Source organism: Enterobacter cloacae complex sp. 2024EL-00214 (genome assembly GCF_043945575.1).
GTDB lineage: Bacteria > Pseudomonadota > Gammaproteobacteria > Enterobacterales > Enterobacteriaceae > Enterobacter > Enterobacter cloacae_P.
Genome location: NZ_JBIMRC010000024.1, coordinates 14410 through 29673, shown reverse-complemented (window position 1 = coordinate 29673; position 15264 = coordinate 14410). Strand labels below are relative to the sequence as shown.

20 protein-coding genes are annotated in these 15264 nt (G+C 54.3%); 16 read left to right on the top strand and 4 right to left on the bottom strand.

Going from position 1 to position 15264, the window contains the following annotated elements; all coding sequences use genetic code 11:
• Window positions 1–44 precede the first annotated feature (44 nt).
• The 7 genes from galP to ruvX all read left to right on the top strand — a co-directional run bounded on the left by galP (window position 45) and on the right by ruvX (window position 5622).
• On the top strand, window positions 45–1442 hold the full coding sequence (gene galP, locus ACHHZ6_RS21195; RefSeq protein ID WP_182272581.1) for a galactose/proton symporter: 1398 nt from the start codon (window positions 45–47) through the stop codon (window positions 1440–1442).
• A gap of 58 nt (window positions 1443–1500) precedes the next feature.
• Entirely contained in the window at window positions 1501–1998 is a 498-nt protein-coding gene (locus tag ACHHZ6_RS21190; protein ID WP_182272582.1) for a SprT family zinc-dependent metalloprotease, read from the top strand.
• A gap of 94 nt (window positions 1999–2092) precedes the next feature.
• Window positions 2093–2800: a deoxyribonuclease I gene (gene endA / locus ACHHZ6_RS21185; protein ID WP_182918920.1), complete on the top strand. Its 708-nt coding sequence runs from the start codon at window positions 2093–2095 to the stop codon at window positions 2798–2800.
• A gap of 52 nt (window positions 2801–2852) precedes the next feature.
• Window positions 2853–3584 (top strand): 16S rRNA (uracil(1498)-N(3))-methyltransferase, encoded by a 732-nt coding sequence (gene rsmE / locus ACHHZ6_RS21180; protein WP_182272584.1) that lies wholly within the window; start codon window positions 2853–2855, stop codon window positions 3582–3584.
• Between the two features lie 31 nt (window positions 3585–3615).
• On the top strand, window positions 3616–4563 hold the full coding sequence (gene gshB / locus ACHHZ6_RS21175) for a glutathione synthase (RefSeq protein ID WP_182272585.1): 948 nt from the start codon (window positions 3616–3618) through the stop codon (window positions 4561–4563).
• 82 nt (window positions 4564–4645) lie between these two features.
• Window positions 4646–5206, top strand: a complete 561-nt coding sequence (locus ACHHZ6_RS21170) for a YqgE/AlgH family protein (protein ID WP_182272586.1) — start codon at window positions 4646–4648, stop codon at window positions 5204–5206.
• Complete coding sequence (gene ruvX / locus ACHHZ6_RS21165; protein WP_182272587.1) at window positions 5206–5622, top strand: Holliday junction resolvase RuvX; 417 nt, start codon at window positions 5206–5208, stop codon at window positions 5620–5622. The genes ACHHZ6_RS21170 and ruvX overlap by 1 nt, the downstream gene beginning before the upstream one ends.
• Before the next feature lie 55 nt (window positions 5623–5677).
• Here the strand turns inward: ruvX and ACHHZ6_RS21160 are convergent, their stop codons facing one another.
• Window positions 5678–6661 carry a type IV pilus twitching motility protein PilT gene (locus ACHHZ6_RS21160; protein WP_182918922.1) on the bottom strand — a complete coding sequence of 328 codons (984 nt, stop codon included), beginning with the start codon at window positions 6659–6661 and terminating at the stop codon, window positions 5678–5680.
• 17 nt (window positions 6662–6678) lie between these two features.
• Between ACHHZ6_RS21160 and ACHHZ6_RS21155 the strand changes: the two genes are divergently transcribed.
• The 6 genes from ACHHZ6_RS21155 to ACHHZ6_RS21130 all read left to right on the top strand — a co-directional run bounded on the left by ACHHZ6_RS21155 (window position 6679) and on the right by ACHHZ6_RS21130 (window position 10396).
• On the top strand, window positions 6679–7380 hold the full coding sequence (locus ACHHZ6_RS21155; RefSeq protein ID WP_395122974.1) for a YggS family pyridoxal phosphate-dependent enzyme: 702 nt from the start codon (window positions 6679–6681) through the stop codon (window positions 7378–7380).
• 21 nt (window positions 7381–7401) lie between these two features.
• On the top strand, window positions 7402–7968 hold the full coding sequence (locus tag ACHHZ6_RS21150) for a YggT family protein (protein WP_395122973.1): 567 nt from the start codon (window positions 7402–7404) through the stop codon (window positions 7966–7968).
• Window positions 7965–8261, top strand: coding sequence for a DUF167 family protein YggU (gene yggU, locus ACHHZ6_RS21145; protein WP_014885193.1), 297 nt, complete (start codon window positions 7965–7967; stop codon window positions 8259–8261). The genes ACHHZ6_RS21150 and yggU overlap by 4 nt, the downstream gene beginning before the upstream one ends.
• A gap of 4 nt (window positions 8262–8265) precedes the next feature.
• Window positions 8266–8859 (top strand): XTP/dITP diphosphatase, encoded by a 594-nt coding sequence (locus tag ACHHZ6_RS21140; protein ID WP_182272590.1) that lies wholly within the window; start codon window positions 8266–8268, stop codon window positions 8857–8859.
• Window positions 8852–9994: a radical SAM family heme chaperone HemW gene (gene hemW / locus ACHHZ6_RS21135; protein ID WP_182272591.1), complete on the top strand. Its 1143-nt coding sequence runs from the start codon at window positions 8852–8854 to the stop codon at window positions 9992–9994. Before ACHHZ6_RS21140 ends, hemW begins: the two co-directional genes overlap by 8 nt.
• Before the next feature lie 63 nt (window positions 9995–10057).
• Window positions 10058–10396, top strand: a complete 339-nt coding sequence (locus ACHHZ6_RS21130) for an endonuclease domain-containing protein (protein WP_395122972.1) — start codon at window positions 10058–10060, stop codon at window positions 10394–10396.
• 68 nt (window positions 10397–10464) lie between these two features.
• Here ACHHZ6_RS21130 and ACHHZ6_RS21125 read toward each other — a convergent pair whose 3' ends face one another.
• The 3 genes from ACHHZ6_RS21125 to trmB are packed head-to-tail and all read right to left on the bottom strand — an operon-like array spanning window position 10465 to window position 12283.
• Window positions 10465–11184 (bottom strand): DUF2884 domain-containing protein, encoded by a 720-nt coding sequence (locus ACHHZ6_RS21125; RefSeq protein WP_182918924.1) that lies wholly within the window; start codon window positions 11182–11184, stop codon window positions 10465–10467.
• Between the two features lie 53 nt (window positions 11185–11237).
• Window positions 11238–11564, bottom strand: coding sequence for a YggL family protein (locus ACHHZ6_RS21120; protein WP_182272594.1), 327 nt, complete (start codon window positions 11562–11564; stop codon window positions 11238–11240).
• Complete coding sequence (gene trmB, locus ACHHZ6_RS21115; RefSeq protein ID WP_182272595.1) at window positions 11564–12283, bottom strand: tRNA (guanosine(46)-N7)-methyltransferase TrmB; 720 nt, start codon at window positions 12281–12283, stop codon at window positions 11564–11566. Before trmB ends, ACHHZ6_RS21120 begins: the two co-directional genes overlap by 1 nt.
• 138 nt (window positions 12284–12421) lie before the next feature.
• On the opposite strand from trmB, the gene mutY reads away from it, so the two are divergent.
• Genes mutY through mltC form a run of 3 tightly spaced genes read left to right on the top strand, consistent with a single transcriptional unit; the run spans window position 12422 to window position 14912 of the window.
• Window positions 12422–13480, top strand: a complete 1059-nt coding sequence (gene mutY, locus ACHHZ6_RS21110) for an A/G-specific adenine glycosylase (RefSeq protein WP_196390458.1) — start codon at window positions 12422–12424, stop codon at window positions 13478–13480.
• 26 nt (window positions 13481–13506) lie between these two features.
• Entirely contained in the window at window positions 13507–13779 is a 273-nt protein-coding gene (locus ACHHZ6_RS21105) for an oxidative damage protection protein (RefSeq protein WP_182918927.1), read from the top strand.
• 56 nt (window positions 13780–13835) lie between these two features.
• Window positions 13836–14912: a membrane-bound lytic murein transglycosylase MltC gene (mltC, locus tag ACHHZ6_RS21100; RefSeq protein WP_182274572.1), complete on the top strand. Its 1077-nt coding sequence runs from the start codon at window positions 13836–13838 to the stop codon at window positions 14910–14912.
• Window positions 14913–15264: the final 352 nt, after the last annotated feature.

Genomic DNA, 15264 nt, shown 5'->3' with positions numbered 1-15264 from the left:
TACCCTTTGCATTGATAAAACTGATAACCCAACTGGAGGGCATAATGCCTGACAATAAAAAACAGGGGCGTACATCCAACAAGGCGATGACATTCTTCGTCTGCTTCCTCGCCGCCCTGGCTGGATTACTCTTTGGTCTGGATATCGGCGTGATTGCCGGTGCATTACCTTTCATCGCCGATGAGTTTCAGATAAGCGCACACACTCAGGAATGGGTGGTGAGCTCCATGATGTTCGGTGCGGCGGTCGGTGCTATCGGCAGTGGCTGGCTCTCCTTCAAACTGGGCCGCAAAAAGAGCCTGATGATTGGTGCCATTCTGTTCGTTGCCGGTTCACTGTTCTCTGCTGCGGCACCCAACGTTGAAGTACTGCTGGTGTCTCGCGTATTACTCGGTCTGGCCGTCGGTGTTGCGTCTTATACCGCTCCGCTTTACCTCTCCGAAATCGCGCCGGAGAAAATCCGCGGCAGTATGATTTCGATGTATCAACTGATGATCACCATCGGGATCCTGGGGGCTTATCTTTCCGATACCGCTTTCAGCTACAGCGGCGCATGGCGCTGGATGCTCGGCGTCATCATCATCCCTGCTATTCTGCTGTTGATTGGCGTGTTCTTCCTGCCAGACAGTCCGCGCTGGTTTGCCGCGAAGCGTCGCTTCGTGGATGCCGAACGCGTGCTGCTGCGCCTGCGTGATACCCGTGCAGAAGCAAAAAACGAGCTGGAAGAGATCCGCGAAAGCCTGAAGGTCAAACAGTCTGGCTGGGCACTGTTCAAAGAGAACAGCAACTTCCGCCGTGCGGTGTTCCTGGGCGTGTTGCTGCAGGTGATGCAGCAGTTCACCGGGATGAACGTCATCATGTACTACGCACCAAAAATCTTTGAACTGGCCGGTTACACCAACACCACAGAGCAGATGTGGGGCACCGTCATTGTGGGACTGACCAACGTACTGGCGACCTTTATCGCCATCGGGCTGGTAGACCGCTGGGGCCGTAAACCGACACTCACGCTGGGCTTCCTGGTCATGGCCGTTGGTATGGGCGTACTCGGCACCATGATGCATGTAGGCATTCACTCACCAGGCGCACAGTACTTTGCCGTGGCCATGCTGCTGATCTTTATCGTTGGTTTTGCGATGAGCGCCGGCCCACTGATTTGGGTGTTGTGCTCTGAGATCCAGCCGCTGAAAGGGCGTGATTTCGGTATCACCTGCTCTACCGCAACCAACTGGATTGCCAACATGATTGTCGGCGCAACATTCCTGACCATGCTCAACAGCCTGGGTAATGCCAACACCTTCTGGGTTTACTCCGGTCTGAACCTGTTCTTTATTATTCTGACCGTCTGGCTGGTTCCAGAAACCAAACACGTGTCGCTGGAACACATTGAACGTAACCTGATGAAAGGTCGTCCGCTGCGCGAGATTGGCGCGCACGACTAATCCTCTGACGGGAGGTGCCCCTTGCACCTCCCCGCTTCGCGTTTTATGCTCTGCCCTTATGAAAGCTCCCCGTCTCCCTATCGCCATTCAACAAGCCGTTATGCGCAGCCTGCGGGAAAAACTCGCCCAGGCAAACCTGAAGCTTGGCCGAACTTATCCAGAACCTAAACTGGTCTATCAGCAGCGCGGCACAGCTGCCGGTACGGCCTGGCTGGAATCCTATGAAATCCGCCTGAACCCGGTATTGATGCTGGAAAACCAACAGGCGTTTATCGACGAGGTTGTTCCACACGAACTGGCACATCTGTTGGTATGGAAACACTTTGGCCGCGTGGCACCGCACGGTAAAGAGTGGAAGTGGATGATGGAGGCGGTGCTCGGCGTTCCGGCGAGCAGAACCCATCAGTTCGAGCTGGAATCGGTGCGCCGCAATACCTTCCCCTACCGCTGCCAGTGCCAGCAACATCAGCTGACCGTTCGCCGTCATAACCGGGTGGTGCGCGGCGAGGCGACCTACCGCTGTGTTAAATGCGGAGAACCGCTGGTTGCGGAATAATCAACTGAACTATCAAGAACTTTCCTGACCAGACTGATTGCATACGGGAACAACATTCGTTACGTTGCGGGCTCGTTTTGACACGGAGTGTAAGATGTCCCGTAATTTCTCTTTCGCGGTCGCCTTTCTGACGACGGCATTCTCCGGCCATGCTCTGGCCGACGGTATCAACAGTTTCTCTCAGGCCAAAACCGCAGGCGTTAAGGTTAACGCTGACGTGCCGGGCGATTTCTACTGCGGCTGTAAAATTAACTGGCAGGGCAAAAAAGGGGTCGTTGATCTCGAGTCCTGCGGTTATAAAGTTCGCAAAAATGAGAACCGCGCCAGCCGAATCGAATGGGAACACGTGGTTCCGGCATGGCAGTTTGGTCACCAGCGTCAGTGCTGGCAGGACGGTGGCCGTAAAAACTGTGCCAAAGATCCAGTATACCGCCAGATGGAAAGCGATATGCACAACCTGCAACCGGCGGTTGGCGAAGTAAATGGCGATCGCGGCAATTTTATGTACAGCCAGTGGAACGGGGGCGAAGGACAGTATGGTCAGTGTACCATGAAGGTGGATTTCAAAGAGAAAATCGCCGAACCGCCAGCCCGCGCACGGGGCAGCATTGCCCGCACCTATTTCTATATGCGCGACCGTTACGAGCTCACTATTTCCCGCCAGCAAACGCAGCTATTTAATGCCTGGGACAAGCAGTATCCGGTGACGGAGTGGGAATGCCAGCGCGACGAACGCATCGCCAAAGTACAGGGGAATCATAACCCTTATGTCCAGCGGGCTTGCCAGGCGCAAAAGAGCTAACCTACACTAGCGGCAATTCGCTTACATCGTATTACACACGGAATTTCTGACTATGCGCATTCCTCGCATCTACCACCCTGAACTGATTACCGCAGGCCGCGAAATCGCCCTGTCTGATGAAGCCGCTAACCATGTAGGCCGCGTTCTGCGTATGGGTGCAGGCCAGGCGATTCAGCTGTTTGATGGCTCCAATCAGGTTTTCGACGCTGAAATTACGCGTGCCGATAAAAAAAGCGTGCACGTGAACATACTGCGTGGCGAAGTCGATGATCGTGAATCCCCCCTTCACATTCATCTGGGCCAGGTGATGTCGCGCGGTGAGAAGATGGAATTCACGATTCAGAAATCCATTGAACTGGGTGTAAGCCTCATTACGCCACTTTTTTCTGAACGTTGTGGCGTTAAACTGGATGCGGAACGTCTGAACAAAAAGATCCAGCAGTGGCAGAAAATTGCCATTGCGGCCTGTGAGCAGAGCGGCCGCAACCGTATTCCGGAGATCCGCCCGGCGATGGATCTGGAGGACTGGTGTGCTGAAGAGGAACCCGGGCTGAAGCTCAATCTTCACCCGCGCGCCAGTGCCAGCATCAATACGCTACCGTTGCCCGTTGAACGTGTACGCCTGCTGATTGGCCCGGAAGGTGGTCTGTCAGCTGACGAAATTGCCATGACGGCACGTTATGCGTTTACTGATATTCTGTTGGGACCTCGCGTTCTGCGCACTGAGACAACGGCACTCACCGCCATTACCGCGCTACAGGTACGGTTTGGCGATCTGGGTTGAAGCAAAGCCTGACCCATTAACGGAGAAGAACATGATCAAGCTCGGCATCGTGATGGATCCCATCGCAAACATTAACATCAAGAAAGATTCCAGCTTCGCTATGCTGCTGGAAGCGCAGCGTCGCGGCTATGAACTTCACTATATGGAGATGAACGATCTCTACCTGATCAACGGTGAAGCCCGCGCACGCACTCGCATCGTTAACGTCGAGCAGAACTACGACAAATGGTATGAATTTGGTACCGAGCAGGATATCGCGCTTGCCGACCTCAATGTTGTCCTGATGCGTAAAGATCCGCCGTTCGACACCGAATACATCTACTGCACCTATATCCTTGAACGTGCAGAAGAGAAAGGAACGTTGATCGTTAACAAACCGCAAAGCCTGCGCGACTGTAACGAGAAGCTCTACACCGCATGGTTCTCTGACCTGACGCCTGAAACGCTGGTGACTCGCAACAAGGCACAGCTGAAAGCATTCTGGCAGAAGCACGGCGATATCATTATGAAACCGCTGGACGGTATGGGTGGCGCGTCTATTTTCCGCGTGAAAGAGAGCGATCCGAACATCGGGGTGATTGCCGAAACGCTGACCGGGCTGGGTACACGTTATTGCATGGCACAAAACTATCTGCCAGCCATTAAAGACGGTGACAAACGCGTTCTGGTCGTGGATGGCGAGCCGGTACCTTATTGTCTGGCGCGTATCCCTCAGGGTGGCGAAACCCGTGGTAACCTGGCGGCCGGTGGCCGTGGCGAACCGCGTCCATTAACCGAAAGCGACTGGGAAATTGCCCGCCGCGTGGGCCCTACCCTGAAAGCCAAAGGCTTGATCTTTGTCGGCCTGGATATCATCGGCGATCGTCTGACTGAAGTGAACGTCACCAGTCCAACCTGTATTCGTGAAATCGAAGCGGAGTTCCCGGTCTCGATCACCGGAATGCTGATGGACGCCATCGAAAAACGTTTACAGAATTAACTTCCCAATGAGTGACAGCGTTATCGTTTCTACGCATACTGGACGCTGTCGCTTTTTAAACCAGGAAACAGAACCTCTGACAATGAATTTACAGCATCACTTTCTTATTGCCATGCCTGCTCTCCAGGATCCCATTTTCCGTCGCTCCGTAGTTTATATCTGTGAATACAATGAAGACGGCGCGATGGGTATTATCATCAACAAGCCTCTGGAAAACCTGCAGGTTGAAGGGATTCTGGAAAAGCTGAAAATCGAAGCTGAAGAGCGTTTACCGGAAATCCGTCTTGATAAACCGGTGATGCTGGGCGGGCCACTCGCAGAGGATCGTGGTTTTATCCTGCATACGCCTCCGGCGTTCTCTTCCAGTATTCGTATCTCTGATAACACCGTTATCACGACGTCTCGCGACGTACTCGAAACACTGGGCACCGCGAATCAGCCTTCTGAAGTGCTGGTTGCCCTGGGCTATTCCTCATGGGAAAAAGGCCAGCTCGAACAAGAGATCCTGGATAATGCCTGGCTCACGGCCCCTGCCGATATGAACATCCTGTTTAAAACACCTATCGCCGAACGCTGGCGCGAGGCAGCGAAACTGATTGGCATTGATATTCTGACCATGCCTGGCGTAGCGGGGCACGCATAATGAGCGGAACACTGCTTGCCTTTGATTTTGGCACGAAGAGTATCGGCGTCGCCGTTGGTCAACGCATCACCGGCACCGCCCGCCCACTCACGGCACTAAAAGCCAACGACGGCACACCAGACTGGACGCTGATAGAGCGCCTGCTCAAAGAGTGGCAGCCGGACGACGTAATCGTTGGATTACCGCTGAATATGGATGGCACCGAACAGCCGCTCACCGCCCGTGCGCGAAAGTTTGCCAATAAAATCCACGGCCGCTTTGGCGTGTCAGTTAAACTGCACGACGAACGACTGAGCACTGTAGAAGCACGCGCAGGCCTGTTTGAACACGGTGGTTTCAGAGCGCTTAATAAAGGCAGCATTGACTCGGCCTCCGCCGTTATTATCCTCGAAAGCTATTTCGAACAGGGTTACTGACCCTCTTCAGACGGATACCGGACGGTAGCCCATTGGCGGCTACCCGACTTCGGCGTCATAACAACCGCCCCTGCGCCCGCCGCTCGGCCAGGCTCTGCTCAAAATTCTGCATACCTGCCTGTTGACCGGTTTGAATGATGCCGGGCAATTGCCACGTTTTCCCTTCGCGGATGAGATTTGCCGCCGCCGATGTGTTCACCAGCAACTCATAAAGTGCCACACGCCCGCCCTGCACATCCTGACGGAGTTTTTGCGCCAGTACAGCCCGCAGGCTGCCTGCCAGCTGATTGCGTACTGGCTCTTTCTCCCGGGCCGGGAAGGTATCCACCAGCCGCTCGATGGCCTGCGATGCACCACGCGTATGCAGCGTTGCCAGCACCAGATGTCCGGTCTCTGCCGCCGTCAGCGCCAGACGGATCGTTTCGCTGTCACGCAATTCACCCAACAGGATCACATCCGGATCTTCACGTAATGCACTGCGTAGTGCTTCGGCAAATGACGGACTGTGTTGACCTATCTCCCGTTGATGGATCAGACAGCGCTCGCTTTGGTAGATAAGCTCCACCGGATCTTCGAGTGTCAGAATGTGCCCGTCAGTATGATGATTGAGAAAATCCACCATCGCTGCGAGGGTGGTAGATTTTCCGCTTCCGGTCGCGCCCGTCACCAGAATCAACCCATTGTCATTGGACAACAGTTCCGGGATCGCTCTCGGCGCGCCCAGTGAGGCAAGTTGCGGACAGGCAAGCGGCAGCAACCGCAGCGTTAGCGAGATACCTTTCATGTGGGTAAATGCGCTCCCGCGCAGACGCTGATTTCCCGCAAGCGTGACGGCAAAATCCACCTGTCCGTTCGCCCACCACACCCCCTGCAGCTCATCGCTAAGCCAGGTTTTTAATAAGGCTTCAACGTCAGGAGAAGAAAATGGTGCGGGTTCAAGGTAACCTAACCTGCGCCAGCGCGGTGGCGAATCACTGCACAGGTGTAGATCGGAGACATTATGCTTTACACTAAGGGCCACGATTTCTTCCAATACCATACAACTCTCCTCGGAAAATGAACGACATTGCGCATAACCTGGCACAGGTCCGGGACAAAATCTCAGCCGCTGCAACACGTTGCGGCCGTGCTTCAGAAGAAATTACGTTACTTGCAGTCAGCAAAACTAAGCCTGCGAGCGCCATCGCAGAAGCCATTGCCGCTGGCCATCGTGCGTTTGGTGAAAACTACGTGCAGGAAGGCGTGGATAAAATTCGCCACTTCCAGGAGCAGGGAAATACCGGTCTGCAATGGCACTTTATTGGCCCATTGCAGTCGAACAAAAGCCGTCTGGTAGCAGAGCACTTCGACTGGTGCCATACCATTGACCGTCTGCGTATTGCCACACGGCTGAACGAACAGCGTCCAGCGGAATTATCTGCTCTAAACGTGCTGATTCAGGTCAACATCAGTGACGAAAACAGCAAGTCCGGTATTGCGCTGAGCAAACTGGATGCGCTGGCGGCAGACGTGGCGGCGCTGCCACGTTTAACCCTGCGTGGTTTAATGGCAATTCCGGCACCTGAGTCAAGTTATGAAAGGCAGTTTGCCGTGGCACAGCAAATGGCTGTAGCATTTGAGGCGCTTAAAGCGCGCTATGCGACGGTAGACACACTGTCTCTGGGCATGTCGGATGATATGGAAGCCGCAATCGCGGCAGGCAGCACGATGGTGCGCATCGGCACGGCAATTTTCGGTGCGCGCGACTACACCAAATAATAAGGAAACCTGAGGAACGCCATGAAGACGTTGACATTCCTGCTCTCAACGGTCCTTGAGCTGTATACGATGGCGCTTTTGCTGCGCGTCTGGATGCAGTGGGCTCGTTGTGATTTTTACAATCCGTTCTCACAGTTTGTCGTGAAAATCACGCAATCTGTTGTAGGACCACTGCGTCGCATTATTCCGGCAATGGGTCCTGTTGATAGCTCGTCTCTGTTGGTGGCGTTTATTCTGAGCGTTATCAAAGCGATCGTGCTGTTTATGGTCATCACCTTCCAGCCGATTATCTGGATCGCCGCCGTCCTGATTCTGGTTAAAACCGTCGGGTCGCTGATTTTCTGGGTGCTGCTGGTCATGGCGCTGATGAGCTGGGTTAGCCAGGGTCGTAGCCCGGTGGAATACGCGCTGATCCAGTTAGCTGAACCACTGCTGCGCCCGATTCGTAGCCTGCTCCCGTCAATGGGCGGTATCGACTTCTCGCCGATGATCCTCGTACTGCTGTTGTACGTCGTCAATATGGGGATCGCTGAGCTGTTACAGTCCACTGGCGATATGTTACTGCCGGGGCTGTGGATGGCGTTATGAGTGCAGTAAGCACCTGCGCCGACGGGCTGGTTTTACGGCTGTATATTCAGCCGAAAGCCAGCCGCGACAGTATTGTTGGATTGCATGGCGACGAATTAAAAGTCGCCATCACTGCCCCACCGGTTGATGGCCAGGCGAATGCACATCTGACCAAATATCTGGCAAAACAGTTTCGCGTCGCCAAAAGCCAGGTCATCATTGAAAAAGGTGAACTTGGGCGGCATAAACAGGTAAAAATCCTCAACCCGCAATCCATCCCGACGGAAGTCGCGGCTCTGACAGAACAGGACTAAACCCATGCAGAAAGTTGTTCTCGCGACCGGTAACGCCGGTAAAGTGCGCGAGCTGGCCTCGTTATTAAATGATTTTGGGCTGGATGTGGTTGCCCAGACCGATCTTGGCGTGGATCCAGCCGAAGAGACAGGGCTGACGTTTATCGAAAACGCGATCCTGAAAGCGCGCCATGCCGCGCAGATCACGGGTCTGCCCGCGATAGCCGATGACTCCGGCCTGGCCGTGGATTTTCTTGGTGGTGCGCCGGGGATCTACTCCGCACGCTATTCCGGCGTAGACGCCACCGACCAGCAGAATCTGGAAAAGCTGCTTGTCGCGTTGGAAGATGCCCCCGACGACCAGCGCACCGCACAGTTCCACTGCGTGCTGGTCTATCTGCGTCATGCAGAAGACCCAACGCCAGTCGTCTGCCACGGTAGCTGGCCGGGTGTGATTGCCCGTGAGGCAGCAGGCAACGGCGGCTTTGGCTACGACCCTATTTTCTTTGTCCCGTCTGAGGGCAAAACTGCTGCGGAACTCACCCGCGAAGAGAAAAGCGCGATTTCCCACCGTGGACGTGCGCTGAAACTGTTACTGGAAGCATTACGTAATGGCTAATTTGCCACCTCTGAGTCTTTATATTCACATCCCGTGGTGCGTGCAGAAATGCCCGTACTGCGATTTCAACTCGCACGCGCTGAAAGGTGAAGTGCCGCACGATGATTACGTTGCGCATCTGCTGGCCGACCTGGATGTTGATGTACCTTACGCACAGGGACGTGAAGTTAAGACCATTTTTATTGGTGGCGGTACGCCGAGCCTGCTCTCAGGCCCGGCGATGCAAACGCTGCTGGATGGTGTGCGGGCGCGCCTTACTCTTGCAGCAGATGCAGAAATTACAATGGAAGCCAACCCTGGCACCGTTGAGGCTGACCGTTTCGTCGAGTATCAGCGTGCGGGGGTGAACCGTATCTCCATCGGCGTGCAAAGCTTTAGCGAGCCGAAGTTAAAACGTCTGGGCCGTATTCACGGCCCGGAAGAGGCAAAGCGCGCAGCGAACCTGGCTACGGGGCTTGGCCTGCGTAGCTTTAACCTCGATTTGATGCACGGCCTGCCGGATCAGTCACTGGAAGAGGCGCTGGACGACCTGCGCCAGGCGATTGAGCTAAACCCGCCGCATCTCTCCTGGTACCAACTGACCATTGAGCCTAACACGCTGTTTGGTTCTCGCCCTCCGGTACTGCCGGACGACGACGCGCTGTGGGATATTTTTGAGCAAGGTCACCAGCTGTTGACCGCCGCAGGCTATCTGCAGTACGAAACGTCCGCCTATGCAAAGCCGGGGTACCAGTGTCAGCACAACCTGAACTACTGGCGCTTTGGTGATTATCTGGGAATTGGCTGCGGCGCACACGGCAAAGTAACGTTCCCGGACGGGCGCATTCTGCGCACCGCCAGAACTCGCCACCCGCGTGGGTACATGGAAGGCCGCTACCTTGAACGTCAGCATGATGTCGAGGAGGTGGATAAGCCGTTTGAGTTCTTTATGAACCGTTTTCGTTTGCTTGAAGCCGCACCGCGTGCGGAGTTTTCGCGGTATACCGGGCTGCCGGAGTCAGTGATTCGCCCACAGATTGACGACGCGCTGGCGAAGGGATATCTCACCGAGTGTGATGAATACTGGCAGATCACCGAGCACGGCAAACTGTTCTTAAACTCCCTTCTTGAGCTGTTCCTCGCCGAAGATCTCTGAAGGCGGCTTCAGGATTTTGCATCCCGTTCTGCCGGCTGAGGGAAAGGCTGGCAGAGTGTGGGGATGGACAAATCAAAACAACTCCGCAAAGAAATGACACCCGAAGAATTACGTCTGTGGTATTTGCTCAGAGGTCGCCGCTTCTTTGGATATAAGTTTCGCCGCCAGATGCCAGTTGGGGCATATATCGTGGATTTTGCCTGTTTTAAGGCGAAGCTAATCATTGAGCTGGACGGTGGACAACATCAGGACAAACAGGCCTATGATTCCCATCGTTCTGAATTTCTGAAAGTGAATGGCTGGGAAGTTATGCGGTTCTGGGATAATGAATTCAGGACCAATGAAGAGAACGTGCTGATGGCTATTTTGCAACGACTGCGATGCCTGATGCCCTCACCCTAACCCTCTCCCACGGGAGAGGGGACGCTTACTCCCTCTCCCGTGGGAGAGGGTCCCAGCGAGCGGAGATCTTACTTAAGCGTCCCCACCAGTGCCTTACGGCTGTCTTCCAGCGTCACCACGCGTTTACACACGTCTTTACCGAACTGCTGGAAATCATCTTCCTGATTCTTCCACTCGTTCTGAATCGAGGTCTGCAGCCCGCCCAGGCTACCTAATATCCCCTGCAGTGGGTTACCGCCGCCTTTCAGCACGGCTTTAGCCCCCATCTCGTTGATGCTGTCCTGCAGGATGCCGCCCATCGCCTGGTTCACCAGCTGTTGGCCGTCGGCCCGCACCTGATCGATAGCCTTGTAATGGAACGTCAGGCCGTCGGTGCGATGCTCAATAATACGGTTCATCTGCTCTTTCAGCTGTTTATCCAGCTTAGTCAGGCGGGTACGCATATTGCTGCTCTCACCCACCTCTTTGGTGATGATCTTGTCCAGCGCCACACGCCCCTTCTCGACGCGGGTTAGCGCACCTTCATCAATCCACGGCAGCGAGGCACGCAAATCGGCCTGGTAATCCTTCGCTTGTTCACGCTGCGCGGCAGTCAGGTTTTGCGGTTTACCGTTAAACGTGACGTTACCTTCTGGCGTAATCACCAGATTGCCGTTCTCGCCTTTGACCTGCACAGTTTGCGGGTTTAACACCACATCGTCACGCGGGGTGACACTACATTGATAGTCCGCATGGGCGGTGAATCCGGTTGCCATTAGTGCAACAGCCAGCAACGTTTTGCGCATCATAAACATTCCCTCAGACAAAATGGGCCAGCTAATGCTGGCCCATGACTTCTTTATTAGTCCCACCAAACATCAAAAAGTTCGCTGATGCGGACATCTTCCAGTTTGTGGTCTTCAAGCCATTTGCGCACAAGAGCCTGATGTTCTTCGGTGCATTTACCGACTTCCTGCGTGCAGATCAGACCTTCCCACGCCAGATATCCACTGCCGTCAAAGGCCAGTTTGTTTGGCTCGATAACGTCGTTGATGAACGCATCAACCTCCTGGTCGATCTGTTCTACACTGGTACCTTCCGGAAAACGCCATGCAACGGAGAAACCCACTTCCTGGAATTCTTCAATATGCATTTTTTTACGCAGACGACGGCTACGATTCTTTGCCATTATTTCACCCTCTCGAACATTAAGTCCCATACACCGTGGCCAAGACGATGACCACGCTGTTCAAATTTCGTTAACGGACGTGAATCCGGACGCGGTACATAGTCGTTGCTTGCAGACTGGTTTTTATAACCATCCAGAGACGACATCACTTCCAGCATATGTTCCGCATAAGGTTCCCAGTCAGTCGCCATGTGGAAGACACCGCCCAGTTTTAACTTACTTTTCAGCAACTCTGCAAATGGAGCCTGAACGATACGGCGTTTATTATGACGTGCTTTATGCCACGGGTCAGGGAAAAAGAGCTGAACCATGTTCAAAGAATTGTCAGGAATCATTTTGTGCAGCACTTCTACCGCGTCGTGACACATCACGCGCAGGTTCTCAACGCCCTCTTCATGGGCCGTTGCCAGGCAGGCACCTACGCCTGGTGAGTGTACTTCAATGCCGAGAAAATTTTGTTCCGGGCGGGCTTTCGCCATCGTGACCAGTGACGACCCCATACCAAAGCCGATCTCCAGCGTAACAGGCGCATCGCGGCCAAACAGCTCGGTGAAGTCAACAGGCTGTTCAGTAAACTCAACGCCCATCACCGGCCAGTAGTTATCCAGCGCGTGTTGCTGCCCTTTTGTCAGGCGGCCCTGACGGCGGACGAAGCTGCGAATACGGCGCAGCGGGCGACCGTTTTCATCAAATTCCGGTGAAATGACGTCGTTTTTCATAAAAGAGTTGTCTGCTTGTGAGAATGTTCGGGAAACGGGCATTATCCAAAGTTAAGGCTTCTATGCAAGCATGGGAAAGATCCGGTTTACAGCAGATTGACGCTGTGCTGCAATCTGCGTCCCTGATTATACGAATCGATGACCATGCAAGCCTCTCAATTTTCAGCCCAGGTGCTGGACTGGTACGACAAATACGGGCGTAAAACCCTACCCTGGCAAATTGAAAAAACGCCTTACAAAGTATGGCTCTCTGAAGTGATGTTGCAACAAACACAGGTTGCCACGGTCATTCCTTACTTTGAGCGTTTTATGGCGCGCTTCCCGACGGTGACCGATCTGGCTAATGCACCGCTGGACGAAGTATTACACCTGTGGACGGGCCTGGGTTATTACGCCCGCGCGCGTAATCTGCACAAAGCGGCACAGCACGTTGCCACCCGCCACAACGGCACATTCCCGGAAACCTTCGACGAAGTGGCGGATTTACCCGGCGTCGGGCGCTCAACCGCAGGCGCTATCCTCTCTCTGTCGTTAGGCAAGCATTACCCGATCCTCGACGGCAACGTGAAGCGCGTGCTTGCCCGTTGCTATGCAGTTGACGGCTGGCCCGGGAAAAAAGAGGTTGAAAAGCGCCTGTGGGAAATCAGTGAAGACGTTACGCCCGCCAACGGTGTTGAGCGTTTTAATCAGGCAATGATGGATCTCGGTGCGATGGTGTGTACGCGCTCAAAACCGAAATGCGAACTTTGCCCGGTGAATAATCTCTGCGTGGCGTATGCCAACCACTCGTGGGCGCAGTACCCAGGCAAAAAGCCGAAGCAGACGCTGCCAGAGCGCACCGGATATATGCTGCTGATGCAGCACGGCGATGAGGTTTTCCTGGCTCAGCGCCCACCAAGCGGTCTGTGGGGTGGGCTATACTGCTTCCCACAGTTTGAAGATGAAACCACGCTTCGGGAATGGCTTAAACAGCGCGGAATTGCTGCCGATAACCTTACGCAACAGACGGCGTTTCGTCATACTTTCAGCCATTTCCATCTGGATATTGTGCCAATGTGGCTTCCCGTGTCCTCATTCACCTCCTGCATGGATGAAGGAACCGCTCTCTGGTATAACTTAGCGCAACCGCCATCAGTCGGGCTGGCAGCTCCAGTGGAGCGCCTGTTACAGCAATTACGTGCCGGTGCAATGGTTTAGCATCGGCCTGAAAAAGAGGAATGAGTATGGCCAGAACTATTTTTTGTACTTACCTGCAGCGCGATGCTGAAGGCCAGGACTTCCAGCTCTACCCAGGTGACCTGGGTAAGCGTATCTATAACGAGATCTCCAAAGAAGCCTGGGCGCAGTGGCAGCACAAGCAAACCATGCTGATTAACGAGAAAAAACTCAGCATGATGAACCCGGAACACCGCAAACTGCTGGAGCAGGAGATGGTGAATTTCCTGTTCGAAGGCAAAGACGTACACATCGAAGGCTATACGCCACCGGAAAAATAACAGCGTGCGGGGGCAACTCCGCCGTTAAAGCAAACACAACACGCACTCCCGGAATGATGAAAAAATTTTTAGCGCTCGCGCTTGTTGCACCGCTGCTTGTGTCTTGTTCTTCAAAAAAAGGCGATGAGTACAACGAAGCCTGGGTCAAGGACACCAACGGTTTTGACATTTTGATGGGGCAGTTTGCCCATAACATCGAAAATATTTGGGGATTTAACGAAGTTCTTATTGCTGGCCCTAAGGACTACGTTAAGTACACCGACGCCTATCAGACCCGTAGCCACATCAACTTTGATGACGGTACGATCACCGTTGAAACCATCGCAGGTACCGAACCTGCTGCACGCTTACGTCAGGCGATCGTGAAAACCCTGCTGATGGGTGACGATCCGGGTTCTATTGATCTCTATTCCGATGCCGACGACATCACTATCTCCAAAGAGCCGTTCCTGTACGGTCAGGTGGTCGATCAGACCGGCCAGGCGATCCGCTGGGAAGGTCGCGCCACTAAATTTGCCGACTACCTGCTGCAAACCCGGTTGAAGAGCCGCAGCAACGGGTTGCGCATTATCTACAGCGTCACCATCAACCTGGTGCCAAACCACCTCGACAAACGTGCGCATAAGTACGTGGGCATGGTGCGTCAGGCTTCGCGTAAATATGGCGTAGATGAGTCACTGATCCTGGCGATTATGCAGACCGAATCCTCCTTTAACCCTTACGCGGTGAGCCGTTCTGACGCGCTGGGGCTGATGCAGGTTGTCCAGCACAGCGCCGGGAAAGACGTGTTCCGCGCGCAGGGTAAATCCGGTACGCCGAGCCGAAACTATCTGTTCGACCCGCAGAGTAATATTGATACCGGCACTGCGTATCTGGCGATGCTGAATAACGTCTATCTGAGCGGAATTGATAACCCAACGTCGCGCCGCTATGCCGTTATCACTGCGTACAACGGTGGGGCTGGCAGCGTGCTGCGCGTCTTCTCAAATGACAAAGTGCAGGCAGCCAGTATCATCAACAGCATGGCACCAGGGGATGTGTATTCAACCCTGACGACCCGCCACCCGTCTGCAGAATCCCGTCGTTATCTTTACAAGGTAAATACGGCACAGAAAGGGTATCGCCGTCGTTAGCCCCTGCCCCTCCCTTCTCCCCAAAGGTTGAGGGATCCCCACAAATTACAGGTTGGCACAGAATACCCCCTCTCCCTTGAGGGAGAGGGCTGGGGTGAGGGGGAACATAAAGCAGTAGTGGTTATTCCGTTCACTTTATGTTGATTGCTACTCTGTAACGACAATACAGGTGAACGTGCCAGGGCGGTTCACCGCCACCGCCCTGGCTACCCGGGCTCCCGGCAGGAAAATCGCCGCTGCGCGGTACCCTCAGCTTATTCCTTCAGGCTTCGGGTCGGGCATTAGCCTGCATCCCTGCAGGCAATGCCCTCTCGGCGCATCCCTGCGCCTCGCTCCGGCCTTACGGAAACGC

What these genes read in the sequence shown, in the direction of transcription:
- ACHHZ6_RS21140 (WP_182272590.1), top strand. Translation starts at nt 8,266, where the DNA reads ATGCAGAAAGTTGTTCTCGCGACCGGTAACGCCGGTAAAGTGCGCGAG.
- ACHHZ6_RS21160 (WP_182918922.1), bottom strand. Translation starts at nt 6,661, where the DNA reads ATGGTATTGGAAGAAATCGTGGCCCTTAGTGTAAAGCATAATGTCTCC.
- ruvX (WP_182272587.1), top strand. Translation starts at nt 5,206, where the DNA reads ATGAGCGGAACACTGCTTGCCTTTGATTTTGGCACGAAGAGTATCGGC.
- ACHHZ6_RS21155 (WP_395122974.1), top strand. Translation starts at nt 6,679, where the DNA reads ATGAACGACATTGCGCATAACCTGGCACAGGTCCGGGACAAAATCTCA.
- ACHHZ6_RS21105 (WP_182918927.1), top strand. Translation starts at nt 13,507, where the DNA reads ATGGCCAGAACTATTTTTTGTACTTACCTGCAGCGCGATGCTGAAGGC.
- ACHHZ6_RS21120 (WP_182272594.1), bottom strand. Translation starts at nt 11,564, where the DNA reads ATGGCAAAGAATCGTAGCCGTCGTCTGCGTAAAAAAATGCATATTGAA.
- ACHHZ6_RS21190 (WP_182272582.1), top strand. Translation starts at nt 1,501, where the DNA reads ATGAAAGCTCCCCGTCTCCCTATCGCCATTCAACAAGCCGTTATGCGC.
- rsmE (WP_182272584.1), top strand. Translation starts at nt 2,853, where the DNA reads ATGCGCATTCCTCGCATCTACCACCCTGAACTGATTACCGCAGGCCGC.
- ACHHZ6_RS21170 (WP_182272586.1), top strand. Translation starts at nt 4,646, where the DNA reads ATGAATTTACAGCATCACTTTCTTATTGCCATGCCTGCTCTCCAGGAT.
- mltC (WP_182274572.1), top strand. Translation starts at nt 13,836, where the DNA reads ATGAAAAAATTTTTAGCGCTCGCGCTTGTTGCACCGCTGCTTGTGTCT.
- yggU (WP_014885193.1), top strand. Translation starts at nt 7,965, where the DNA reads ATGAGTGCAGTAAGCACCTGCGCCGACGGGCTGGTTTTACGGCTGTAT.
- endA (WP_182918920.1), top strand. Translation starts at nt 2,093, where the DNA reads ATGTCCCGTAATTTCTCTTTCGCGGTCGCCTTTCTGACGACGGCATTC.
- ACHHZ6_RS21130 (WP_395122972.1), top strand. Translation starts at nt 10,058, where the DNA reads ATGGACAAATCAAAACAACTCCGCAAAGAAATGACACCCGAAGAATTA.
- gshB (WP_182272585.1), top strand. Translation starts at nt 3,616, where the DNA reads ATGATCAAGCTCGGCATCGTGATGGATCCCATCGCAAACATTAACATC.
- ACHHZ6_RS21150 (WP_395122973.1), top strand. Translation starts at nt 7,402, where the DNA reads ATGAAGACGTTGACATTCCTGCTCTCAACGGTCCTTGAGCTGTATACG.
- trmB (WP_182272595.1), bottom strand. Translation starts at nt 12,283, where the DNA reads ATGAAAAACGACGTCATTTCACCGGAATTTGATGAAAACGGTCGCCCG.
- mutY (WP_196390458.1), top strand. Translation starts at nt 12,422, where the DNA reads ATGACCATGCAAGCCTCTCAATTTTCAGCCCAGGTGCTGGACTGGTAC.
- galP (WP_182272581.1), top strand. Translation starts at nt 45, where the DNA reads ATGCCTGACAATAAAAAACAGGGGCGTACATCCAACAAGGCGATGACA.
- ACHHZ6_RS21125 (WP_182918924.1), bottom strand. Translation starts at nt 11,184, where the DNA reads ATGATGCGCAAAACGTTGCTGGCTGTTGCACTAATGGCAACCGGATTC.
- hemW (WP_182272591.1), top strand. Translation starts at nt 8,852, where the DNA reads ATGGCTAATTTGCCACCTCTGAGTCTTTATATTCACATCCCGTGGTGC.